General features: G+C 54.0%; 7 protein-coding genes. 4 read left to right on the top strand and 3 right to left on the bottom strand.

All coding sequences use genetic code 11. From position 1 onward, the window contains the following. Positions 1-8: 8 nt before the first annotated feature. Positions 9-1,406, bottom strand: coding sequence for a glycoside-pentoside-hexuronide (GPH):cation symporter (locus tag ACQG03_RS03760; protein ID WP_022647062.1), 1,398 nt, complete (start codon positions 1,404-1,406; stop codon positions 9-11). 164 nt (positions 1,407-1,570) lie between these two features. Further along, a complete protein-coding gene (aroP, locus tag ACQG03_RS03765; RefSeq protein ID WP_023299335.1) occupies positions 1,571-2,941 on the bottom strand; it encodes an aromatic amino acid transporter AroP in 1,371 nt (456 codons plus the stop codon). Positions 2,942-3,478: 537 nt separating this feature from the next. Here aroP and pdhR point away from each other — a divergent pair. The 4 genes from pdhR to lpdA all read left to right on the top strand — a co-directional run bounded on the left by pdhR (position 3,479) and on the right by lpdA (position 10,540). After that, entirely contained in the window at positions 3,479-4,243 is a 765-nt protein-coding gene (gene pdhR / locus ACQG03_RS03770) for a pyruvate dehydrogenase complex transcriptional repressor PdhR (RefSeq protein ID WP_006173806.1), read from the top strand. 123 nt (positions 4,244-4,366) lie between these two features. After that, positions 4,367-7,030: a pyruvate dehydrogenase (acetyl-transferring), homodimeric type gene (aceE, locus tag ACQG03_RS03775; protein WP_022647064.1), complete on the top strand. Its 2,664-nt coding sequence runs from the start codon at positions 4,367-4,369 to the stop codon at positions 7,028-7,030. Positions 7,031-7,044: 14 nt separating this feature from the next. Then, positions 7,045-8,940 carry a pyruvate dehydrogenase complex dihydrolipoyllysine-residue acetyltransferase gene (aceF, locus tag ACQG03_RS03780; protein ID WP_022647065.1) on the top strand — a complete coding sequence of 632 codons (1,896 nt, stop codon included), beginning with the start codon at positions 7,045-7,047 and terminating at the stop codon, positions 8,938-8,940. Between the two features lie 175 nt (positions 8,941-9,115). Beyond that, positions 9,116-10,540: a dihydrolipoyl dehydrogenase gene (lpdA, locus tag ACQG03_RS03785; RefSeq protein ID WP_003856313.1), complete on the top strand. Its 1,425-nt coding sequence runs from the start codon at positions 9,116-9,118 to the stop codon at positions 10,538-10,540. Between the two features lie 52 nt (positions 10,541-10,592). Here lpdA and ACQG03_RS03790 read toward each other — a convergent pair whose 3' ends face one another. Beyond that, a complete protein-coding gene (locus ACQG03_RS03790; protein ID WP_063163129.1) occupies positions 10,593-11,384 on the bottom strand; it encodes a DUF2950 family protein in 792 nt (263 codons plus the stop codon). Between the last annotated feature and the right edge of the window lie 6 nt (positions 11,385-11,390).

Raw genomic sequence — 11,390 nt, forward strand, 5'->3', positions numbered from 1 at the left:
GGCTTTCCTTATTTAGTCTCAGCGGCTTTAAATTCCTGATAGTCGCTCAGTTCACGATAGTTGGTGCGACGCTTCTCCAGATCGGACTGGATTTGCTTCATGGTCTCACGGTCCACTTTCAGCAGACGTACAACGCCCGCGGTAATTAAATATCCAATGCCAGGGATGACGGTAAAGAGCAGCACAATGCCGTTGATGGCATCCGCGCTCTGCGCTTTTGCGCCCGCGTCATAACCGTACCAGGAGAGCAGGAAGCCAACCATCGCCCCGGCAATCGCCAGACCCAGCTTCAGGAAGAAGATGTTGCCGGAGAAGCTGATCCCGGTGATACGTTTCCCGGTTTTCCATTCACCGTAGTCGTCCACGTCGGCCATCAGTGACCAGTGCAGAGGGGATGGGATCTGGTGCAGGATATTCAGCAGGACGTAAAGCACAACAATGGTTGTCGTCGCTTTCGGGTCGAAGAAGTAGAAGGCGCAGGAGAAAATCGCCAGCGCGATGTTGGTCCAGAAGAAGACCTTCAGCTTGCACCAGCGGTCGGTCAGCACTTTCGCCAGCATACTGCCGAACATCATGCCGACAACGCCCAGGCTGATAAACAGCGTGGCGAAATGGGTGCTTTGCCCCATTACCCAGGTGACGTAATACATGGTGGCCGCCATGCGGATAAAGCCCGGGCAGACGTTGCAGAGCGTCAGAAGCAGAATGCGCACCCACTGGTCATTCTTCCACACATCCTTCAGGTCGTTTTTCAGTTCGTCATGGGTTTGTACCGCCGGGCGAACGCGCTCGCGCACCGTGGCGAAGCAGAACAGGAACATGCAGGTACCAATCAGCGCCAGCACGGTCATCGCCATCTGGTAGCCTTTGGCTTTGTTATCCCCACCGAACCAGTCGGCCATTGGCAGGAGCGTAAGCGACAGCAGCAGCGTGGCGATACCGACCATAACAAAACGATAGGACTGGCAGGCAACGCGCTCTTTCGGGTCGTTGGTGATCACGCCACCGAGCGAGCAGTACGGAATGTTGATGGCGGTATAGGTCAGCGACAGCAGGAAGTAGGTGACAAATGCATAGATAACTTTGCTGTTATAGCTCCACTCTGGGGTGGTGAACATCAGGATGCTGAACAGCGCATAGGGGAAGGCAATCCACAGTAGCCATGGACGAAATCGGCCATATTTGCTGCGGGTACGGTCGGCAATCGCGCCCATGATTGGGTCCGTTACGGCGTCAATCACGCGAACGGACAGCAGCAGTACCCCAACCAGCGCAGGCGCCAGACCAAAAATATCCGTATAAAAATAGTTAACAAATAACATGATGGCGCCAAAGATAATGTTGCATCCGGCGTCACCCATGCCATAGCCGATCTTTTCTTTTACTGACAGTTTGTTGTTATCCATCGACAGATCTCCGGGTTTCGGTATGGAGAGAATTATTCGCTGGCAAACGGATATATGCGTTGCAATATAAGGGCGGTGATATGGAGGATTTTGCTGTTGGCGTGAATTTGTGAGGAAGGTAACAAGACGCTGTACCCGCAACCGCGGGTACAGCGAGAAAACACTTAGTGCGCTTTCACCGTTTTGGCGTTTTTCTGTTTCACCATATAGCCCACGCCGAGGATCGCAATCCACACCGGGATGAGGTAGACGGAAATCGCCATGCCTGGCGTGATGAGCATGATGACCAGCACGGCCGCCATGAACAGCAGGCAAACCCAGTTCCCCAGCGGATAGAGCAGGGCAGGGAAGCGCGTGGTTACGCCCTGCTGCTGCTTGGCGCGGCGGAACTTGATGTGCGCGAGGCTAATCATCGCCCAGTTGATCACCAGCGCGGAAACCACCAACGCCATCAGCAGGCCGAAGGCCGATTCCGGTGCCAGGTAGTTAATCAGAACGCAAAGCGCCGTCACGACCGCCGACACGATAATGGTGTTAACCGGTACGCCACGTTTATCAACGGTAAGCAGCGCTTTCGGTGCGTTGCCCTGTTGCGCCAGGCCGAACAGCATACGGCTGTTGCAGTAAACGCAGCTGTTATAAACAGAGAGCGCGGCGGTCAGCACTACGACGTTGAGCGCGTTCGCCACGAAGGTGTCGCCCAGCTCGTGGAAGATCAGCACAAACGGGCTGGTATCCGCCGTGACGCGTGTCCATGGCAGCAGGGAGAGCAGGACCGCCAGGGAGCCCACGTAGAAGATCAGAATACGGTAGATAACCTGATTTGTGGCTTTCGGGATGCTCTGCTCCGGGTTGTCGGCTTCCGCGGCGGTGATGCCCACCAGCTCCAGACCGCCGAAGGAGAACATAATGATCGCCATCATCATTACCAGGCCGGTCATGCCGTGCGGCAGGAACCCGCCCTGTTCCCAGAGGTTGCGTACGGTTGCCTGCGGGCCACCGTTGCCGCTGAAGAGCAACCAGCCGCCAAAAATGATCATCGCTACAACGGCAATTACTTTGATAATGGCGAACCAGAACTCCATTTCCCCAAACACTTTCACGTTGGTCAGGTTAATGGCGTTGATCAGCACGAAGAAGACTGCCGCAGACGCCCAGGTGGGGATCTCCGGGTACCAGAATTGAATGTATTTACCGACGGCGGTGAGTTCCGCCATAGCAACCAGCACGTAAAGAACCCAGTAGTTCCATCCGGAGGCGAAGCCCGCAAAGCTGCCCCAGTATTTGTAGGCAAAGTGGCTAAAAGAGCCTGCAACCGGCTCCTCAACGACCATTTCCCCTAACTGGCGCATAATCAAAAACGCAATGAAACCTGCAATTGCGTAACCCAGAATGATGCCCGGACCGGCCGACTGGATAACGGACGCACTGCCCAGAAACAGGCCAGTACCAATAGCACCGCCCAGGGCGATGAGCTGAATATGGCGGTTTTTAAGACCGCGCTTTAGCTGATCGCCATGCTGTTGAGCTTCCATTTGAAACCTCGTGTGTGGTTGTTATGTTCACGCTGTGCGTGTGTAATTATGAAAGTCCATATTCTGTATTTATTTCTTTACGGTTAACGATACCGAAAAAAGCGGAGATGGCTTCCGTTAGCGCCAGAATAGTGGTAAGTGCCAGCGAATGCACCTGCTTTATGAAGGGCTGATGACGACTTGAATAAAAAGAAACCAATTGTAAATCGGTACGTTAACCCCTCATACCCCAACCTATAGAATAGAAATGCGTCATAAGCGGGCGAATTTTCATATTTTGCCTTGTTGAATCGCTTCAGATTGCAAAATCCCTCGTTTAAATATGGTTAAAACTGCCCCTTTGGGAGTAACCATTTCATTTGTGCAAAGTTACATTCCTGAAACGTTAGTTCTGTAAGGTTGTTAAAATGTGCCGGGTTTCCTGATTTCAATCAAAACCAATATGGACAGAAGGTGAATACTTTGTTACTTTAGCGATACGAACATGAAATTGGTAAGACCAATTGACTCCGGGCAAAAAGGCGTAAGACAGGGAATATGGCCTACAGCAAAATTCGCCAACCAAAACTTTCCGATGTGATTGAGCAGCAGCTGGAGTTTTTGATTCTCGAAGGGACACTGCGCCCGGGCGAGAAACTCCCGCCAGAACGCGAGCTGGCAAAACAGTTCGACGTTTCACGCCCCTCTCTGCGTGAGGCGATTCAACGTCTCGAAGCAAAGGGCCTGTTGCTCCGTCGTCAGGGTGGCGGAACCTTTGTGCAAAACAGCCTGTGGCAGAGCTTCAGCGACCCGCTGGTAGAACTTCTCTCTGACCACCCAGAATCCCAGTTTGATCTGCTTGAGACCCGTCACGCGCTGGAAGGTATCGCGGCCTATTACGCCGCCCTTCGCAGCACTGATGAAGACCGCGTACGTATTCGCGAGCTGCATCAGGCCATTGAACGGGCACAGCAGTCCGGCGACTTAGACGCCGAATCCAGCGCCGTTGTCCAGTATCAAATTGCCGTCACCGAAGCAGCGCACAACGTGGTGCTCCTCCATCTGCTACGCTGCATGGAGCCCATGCTGGCCCAGAACGTTCGTCAGAATTTTGAATTGTTGTATGCCCGTCGGGAGATGCTCCCGCTGGTAAGCAACCATCGCACCCGAGTATTCGAGGCGATAATGGCCGGGGAACCGGAGCAGGCGCGTGAAGCGTCGCACCGCCATCTGGCTTTCATTGAGGAAATCTTGCTGGACCGCAGCCGTGAACAATCGCGTCGCGAGCGTTCATTGCGCCGCATACAGCAACGAAAGGATTAAGCGCCAGGTACTTTTAGAGCGCGGCAACTAAACGCAGAACCTGTCTTATTGTGTTCTTAACCGAGAGCACAATGGGACAGGTTCCAGACAAATCAACGTATTAGATAGATAAGGAATACCCCCATGTCAGAACGTCTCCAAAATGACGTGGATCCGATCGAAACTCGCGACTGGCTACAGGCGATCGAATCGGTCATCCGTGAAGAAGGTGTTGAGCGTGCTCAGTATCTGATTGATCAGCTGCTTTCAGAAGCGCGCAAAGGCGGCGTGAAAGTGGCTTCAGGTGCAGGGGCTAGCAACTACGTAAACACGATTGCCGTCGAAGACGAACCGGAATACCCGGGCAATCTGGATCTGGAACGCCGTATCCGTTCTGCTATCCGCTGGAACGCTATCATGACCGTTCTGCGCGCATCCAAGAAAGATTTGGAACTGGGTGGCCACATGGCGTCCTTCCAGTCCTCTGCGACCGTTTACGAAGTGTGCTTCAACCACTTCTTCCGTGCAGCCAACGAGAAAGACGGCGGCGATCTGGTGTACTTCCAGGGCCACATCTCTCCGGGCATCTATGCACGTGCCTTCCTGGAAGGTCGTCTGACTGAAGAGCAGATGAACAACTTCCGTCAGGAAGTTCACGGTAAGGGTCTGTCTTCTTATCCGCACCCTAAACTGATGCCTGAGTTCTGGCAGTTCCCGACCGTATCTATGGGTCTGGGTCCAATTGGTGCAATCTATCAGGCTAAATTCCTGAAGTACCTGGAACACCGTGGTCTGAAAGACACCTCTGAGCAGACCGTTTACGCCTTCCTGGGCGACGGTGAAATGGATGAGCCAGAATCTAAAGGCGCGATCACCATCGCGACCCGTGAGAAGCTGGACAACCTGTGCTTCATCATCAACTGTAACCTGCAACGTCTGGATGGTCCGGTAACCGGTAACGGCAAGATCATTAACGAACTGGAAGGCATCTTCGCGGGTGCAGGCTGGAACGTGATCAAAGTCATGTGGGGCGGTCGTTGGGATGAGCTGCTGCGTAAAGACACCAGCGGTAAACTGATCCAGCTGATGAACGAAACCGTTGACGGCGACTACCAGACCTTCAAATCCAAAGACGGTGCCTACGTTCGTGAGCACTTCTTCGGCAAATATCCTGAAACCGCAGCCCTGGTTGCAGACTGGACTGACGAGCAGATCTGGGCGCTGAACCGCGGTGGTCACGATCCGAAGAAAGTTTACGCTGCACTGAAAAAAGCGCAGGAAACCAAAGGTAAAGCGACTGTGATCCTGGCCCACACCATCAAAGGTTACGGCATGGGTGATACCGCAGAAGGTAAAAACATCGCTCACCAGGTTAAGAAAATGAACATGGACGGCGTGCGTTATATCCGCGACCGTTTCAACGTTCCAGTGACCGATGAGCAGGTAGAAAACCTGTCTTACATCACCTTCCCGGAAGGGTCTGAAGAGCACAAGTACCTGCACGAACGTCGTCAGGCGCTGAAAGGCTACCTGCCTGCTCGTCAGCCTAACTTCACCGAGAAGCTGGAACTGCCAGCCCTGGAAGACTTCTCTCAGCTGCTGGAAGAGCAGAACAAAGAGATCTCTACCACTATCGCTTTCGTTCGTGCCCTGAACGTGATGCTGAAGAACAAGTCAATCAAAGATCGTCTGGTTCCAATCATCGCCGACGAAGCGCGTACTTTCGGTATGGAAGGTCTGTTCCGTCAGATCGGTATCTACAGCCCGAACGGCCAGCAGTACACCCCGCAGGACCGTGAGCAGGTTGCATACTACAAAGAAGACGAGAAAGGTCAGATCCTGCAGGAAGGTATCAACGAGCTGGGCGCAGGCGCATCCTGGCTGGCTGCTGCGACCTCTTACAGCACCAACAACCTGCCGATGATCCCGTTCTACATCTACTACTCCATGTTCGGGTTCCAGCGTATCGGTGATCTGTGCTGGCAGGCAGGCGACCAGCAGGCTCGCGGCTTCCTGATCGGTGGTACTTCTGGTCGTACGACCCTGAACGGTGAAGGTCTGCAGCACGAAGATGGTCACAGCCACATTCAGTCTCTGACTATCCCTAACTGTATCTCTTACGACCCGTCTTACGCGTATGAAGTGGCAGTCATCATGCATGACGGTCTGCAGCGCATGTACGGTGAAGCGCAAGAGAACGTTTACTACTACATCACCACCCTGAACGAAAACTACCACATGCCGGCAATGCCAGCAGGTGCCGAGGAAGGTATCCGTAAAGGTATCTACAAACTCGAAACCATCGAAGGTAGCAAAGGTAAAGTTCAGCTGCTGGGCTCCGGTTCTATCCTGCGTCACGTTCGTGAAGCAGCGCAGATCCTGGCGAAAGACTACGGTGTGGGTTCCGATGTGTACTCTGTGACCTCCTTCACTGAACTGGCGCGTGATGGCCAGGATTGTGAGCGCTGGAACATGCTGCACCCAATGGAAACCCCACGCGTTCCGTACATCGCTCAGGTGATGAACGACGCGCCAGCGGTGGCGTCTACTGACTATATGAAACTGTTCGCTGAGCAGGTTCGTACTTACGTTCCAGCTGATGATTATCGCGTACTGGGTACTGACGGCTTCGGTCGTTCTGACAGCCGCGAAAACCTGCGTCACCACTTCGAAGTTGATGCTTCCTACGTGGTTGTAGCAGCACTGGGCGAACTGGCTAAACGTGGCGAAATCGATAAGAAAGTGGTTGCGGACGCAATCACCAAATTCAACATCGATGCAGATAAAGTTAACCCGCGTCTGGCGTAAGAGGTAAAAGAATAATGGCTATCGAAATCAATGTACCGGACATCGGGGCTGATGAAGTTGAAATCACCGAGATCCTGGTCAAAGTAGGCGACAAAGTTGAAGCTGAACAGTCGCTGATCACCGTAGAAGGCGACAAAGCCTCTATGGAAGTCCCGTCTCCTCAGGCTGGCATCGTTAAAGAGATCAAAGTCTCTGTTGGCGATAAAACCGAGACTGGCAAACTGATCATGATTTTCGATTCCGCCGACGGTGCAGCAGCTGCTGCACCTGCGCAGGAAGAGAAGAAAGAAGCCGCTCCTGCTGCTGCTCCAGCAGCGGCCGCGGCAGCGAAAGAAGTAAATGTGCCTGATATCGGCGGTGACGAAGTTGAAGTTACCGAAATCCTGGTGAAAGTGGGCGACACCGTTGCGGCTGAGCAGTCACTGATCACCGTAGAAGGCGACAAAGCCTCTATGGAAGTGCCAGCACCGTTCGCCGGTACCGTTAAAGAGATCAAGATCAACACCGGTGACAAAGTGTCTACCGGCTCGCTGATCATGGTCTTCGAAGTGGCGGGTGCAGCACCTGCCGCTGCGCCTGCTCAGGCTGCTGCTCCGGCTCCGGCCGCTGCACCAGCGGCTGCTGGCGGCGCGAAAGACGTTAACGTACCGGATATCGGCGGTGACGAAGTTGAAGTGACCGAAGTGATGGTGAAAGTGGGCGACAAAGTTGCCGCTGAACAGTCACTGATCACCGTTGAAGGCGACAAAGCTTCTATGGAAGTGCCTGCGCCGTTCGCCGGTACCGTTAAAGAGATCAAAATCAGCACCGGCGACAAAGTGTCTACCGGCTCTCTGATCATGGTCTTCGAAGTGGAAGGCGCAGCGCCTGCCGCCGCTCCGGCTGCCGCGGCTGCTCCGGCACCTGCTGCTGCACCGGCTCAGGCTGCTAAACCTGCTGCTGCCCCTGCTGCTAAAGCAGAAAAATCTGAGTTCGCTGAAAACGACGCTTACGTCCACGCGACTCCACTGATTCGTCGCCTGGCGCGCGAATTCGGTGTGAACCTGGCGAAAGTGAAGGGCACCGGCCGTAAAGGTCGTATCCTGCGCGAAGACGTTCAGGCTTACGTGAAAGACGCGGTGAAACGCGCCGAAGCTGCACCTGCGGCAGCAGCTGGCGGCGGTATCCCGGGCATGCTGCCATGGCCGAAAGTGGACTTCAGCAAGTTCGGTGAAATCGAAGAAGTGGAGCTGGGCCGTATCCAGAAAATCTCTGGTGCTAACCTGAGCCGTAACTGGGTGATGATCCCGCACGTTACGCACTTCGATAAGACCGATATCACCGATCTGGAAGCGTTCCGTAAACAGCAGAACGCCGAAGCTGAGAAGCGTAAGCTGGACGTGAAGTTCACCCCAGTGGTCTTTATCATGAAGGCCGTTGCCGCTGCCCTTGAGCAGATGCCACGCTTCAACAGCTCCCTGTCCGAAGACGGCCAGAAGCTGACGCTGAAGAAATACATCAACATCGGTGTTGCGGTTGATACGCCAAATGGTCTGGTGGTTCCGGTCTTCAAAGACGTGAACAAGAAGAGCATTACCGAGCTGTCCCGTGAACTGACCACCATCTCCAAAAAAGCGCGTGATGGTAAGCTGACTGCCGGCGAAATGCAGGGCGGCTGCTTCACTATCTCCAGCATCGGCGGCCTGGGTACCACCCACTTCGCGCCGATTGTAAACGCGCCGGAAGTGGCTATCCTCGGTGTGTCCAAGTCCGCGATGGAGCCGGTGTGGAATGGCAAAGAGTTCGTGCCGCGTCTGATGATGCCAATCTCTCTGTCCTTCGACCACCGCGTAATCGACGGGGCTGATGGTGCGCGTTTCATCACCATCATCAACAACACCCTGAGCGACATTCGCCGCCTGGTGATGTAATCGAAAAGCCGGCCAGTCGGCCGGCTTTTTTCTGATAATCTCATGGGGTTTTTGAGGTTATTGGTGAAAGCGATAATTCGTGAGCCGTTTGTTGTTTCAAAATTGTTAACAATTTTGTAAAATACGGGCGGATAGAACGACCCGGTGGACGACGGGTATACATTAAGAGGTCATGATGAGCACAGAAATCAAAACTCAGGTCGTAGTACTTGGGGCAGGCCCGGCAGGTTACTCCGCAGCATTTCGCGCCGCGGATTTAGGTCTGGAAACCGTCATCGTAGAACGTTACAGCACCCTCGGCGGTGTTTGTCTGAACGTCGGCTGTATCCCTTCTAAAGCGCTGCTGCACGTAGCGAAAGTTATCGAAGAAGCCAAAGCGCTGGCTGAACACGGTATCGTCTTCGGCGAGCCGAAAACCGATATCGACAAAATTCGTACCTGGAAAGAGAAAGTTATCACTCAGCTGACCGGCGGTCTGGCGGGTATGGCCAAAGGCCGTAAAGTGAAAGTGGTAAACGGTCTGGGTAAATTCACCGGTGCGAACACCCTGGAAGTGGAAGGCGAAAACGGCAAAACCGTGATCAACTTCGACAACGCGATCATCGCGGCAGGCTCTCGCCCAATCGAACTGCCATTCATTCCACATGAAGATCCACGCGTGTGGGATTCCACCGATGCGCTGGAGCTGAAAACCGTTCCTAAGCGTCTGCTGGTTATGGGCGGCGGTATCATCGGTCTGGAAATGGGTACTGTGTACCATGCGCTGGGTTCAGAGATCGACGTGGTTGAAATGTTCGACCAGGTTATCCCGGCAGCCGACAAAGATATCGTTAAAGTCTTCACCAAACGCATCAGCAAGAAATTCAACCTGATGCTGGAAACCAAAGTGACTGCCGTTGAAGCGAAAGAAGACGGTATTTACGTTTCCATGGAAGGCAAAAAAGCCCCATCCGAACCACAGCGTTACGACGCCGTGCTGGTGGCTATCGGCCGTGTGCCGAACGGTAAAAATCTCGACGCGGGCAAAGCTGGCGTGGAAGTGGACGACCGTGGCTTCATCCGCGTTGACAAACAGCTGCGTACCAACGTGCCGCACATCTTTGCTATCGGCGATATCGTCGGTCAGCCAATGCTGGCGCACAAAGGTGTTCACGAAGGTCATGTTGCCGCTGAAGTTATCGCCGGCATGAAGCATTACTTCGATCCGAAAGTGATCCCATCTATCGCGTATACCGAGCCAGAAGTTGCATGGGTTGGTCTGACTGAGAAAGAAGCGAAAGAGAAAGGCATCAGCTACGAAACTGCCACCTTCCCGTGGGCTGCTTCTGGCCGTGCTATCGCGTCCGACTGCGCAGACGGTATGACCAAACTGATCTTCGACAAAGAGACTCACCGCGTCATCGGTGGTGCGATTGTCGGTACCAACGGCGGCGAGCTGCTGGGTGAAATCGGTCTGGCTATCGAAATGGGCTGCGACGCAGAAGACATCGCGCTGACCATCCACGCACACCCGACTCTGCATGAGTCCGTGGGCCTGGCGGCAGAAGTGTTTGAAGGTAGCATTACTGACCTGCCAAACGCGAAAGCGAAGAAGAAATAAGTTTCTTCAGATGAAAAAAGCGGCCTCAGGCCGCTTTTTTTATGCGCTGCGTTCAGGGTGTGACAGGCTGCCAGGTCTTATCCGGCTGGTATTCACTAAGAGCCTGCGCTTTCTGCGCCGAATCGTTGCCGAGATCTGCCTGATAAACCGCGTCATCCTGGTTAATTACAAAGCTCATTACCCCCGTCTGACCGTAGTTCACCGGCCAGGCGACCATGGCAAAGCCATTTTTATCCGGCAGGATGCGGAATCGGTAACCATGGTAACCCGCCCCCGACTGTGGAGGACTGAACGCCGGACCCAGTGGGCTGGGCGTTTCACCGGGAGCGACGGGCCAGTACAGTCCATCCTTTTTACCTTCAGAACTGACTATCTTCTGCGCGTACTTATGGTTCATCGCAAAATAGCTCTGCTGGGCATCAACATAGGCGTGAAGCGCTTCGATGGCTGCGAGTTCGTTGCGCCCGATTTCGCGGGTCAGGATCTCTTCTGCGGCTTCCTGCATATCAAACTGCCAGCCAGATGCCGTTTTGACCACCGGGATCGGTAGCTGCCAGCCGTTATCGCCCACCACCAGGTGCGCCACGTTGCCACTGATGACGGTTTTATGATGAACGTTCCAGTCGCGCAGGAAGCGATCGACCGCTTCGGGATCAACGCCTTCGGGCGGCAGGAAATCGCGCCAGTTTTCACCGAGCAAATTGTTCATCGCACTTTCGTTTTGCTCGCTGATGGCGCTTGCCAGCTCACTGGTCGCCTGTTCTGGCGAACTGAACGATTGCTGTGCCATGACGGCCGCCGAGACCATGAACAACACCATTCCACTGAGTAATTGACGTTTCATGTCGGC

This window comes from Enterobacter cloacae complex sp. 342H5 (genome assembly GCF_050030905.1).
Lineage (GTDB): Bacteria > Pseudomonadota > Gammaproteobacteria > Enterobacterales > Enterobacteriaceae > Enterobacter > Enterobacter intestinihominis.

What these genes read in the sequence shown, in the direction of transcription:
- lpdA (WP_003856313.1), top strand. Translation starts at nt 9,116, where the DNA reads ATGAGCACAGAAATCAAAACTCAGGTCGTAGTACTTGGGGCAGGCCCG.
- ACQG03_RS03760 (WP_022647062.1), bottom strand. Translation starts at nt 1,406, where the DNA reads ATGGATAACAACAAACTGTCAGTAAAAGAAAAGATCGGCTATGGCATG.
- pdhR (WP_006173806.1), top strand. Translation starts at nt 3,479, where the DNA reads ATGGCCTACAGCAAAATTCGCCAACCAAAACTTTCCGATGTGATTGAG.
- aceE (WP_022647064.1), top strand. Translation starts at nt 4,367, where the DNA reads ATGTCAGAACGTCTCCAAAATGACGTGGATCCGATCGAAACTCGCGAC.
- aroP (WP_023299335.1), bottom strand. Translation starts at nt 2,941, where the DNA reads ATGGAAGCTCAACAGCATGGCGATCAGCTAAAGCGCGGTCTTAAAAAC.
- ACQG03_RS03790 (WP_063163129.1), bottom strand. Translation starts at nt 11,384, where the DNA reads ATGAAACGTCAATTACTCAGTGGAATGGTGTTGTTCATGGTCTCGGCG.
- aceF (WP_022647065.1), top strand. Translation starts at nt 7,045, where the DNA reads ATGGCTATCGAAATCAATGTACCGGACATCGGGGCTGATGAAGTTGAA.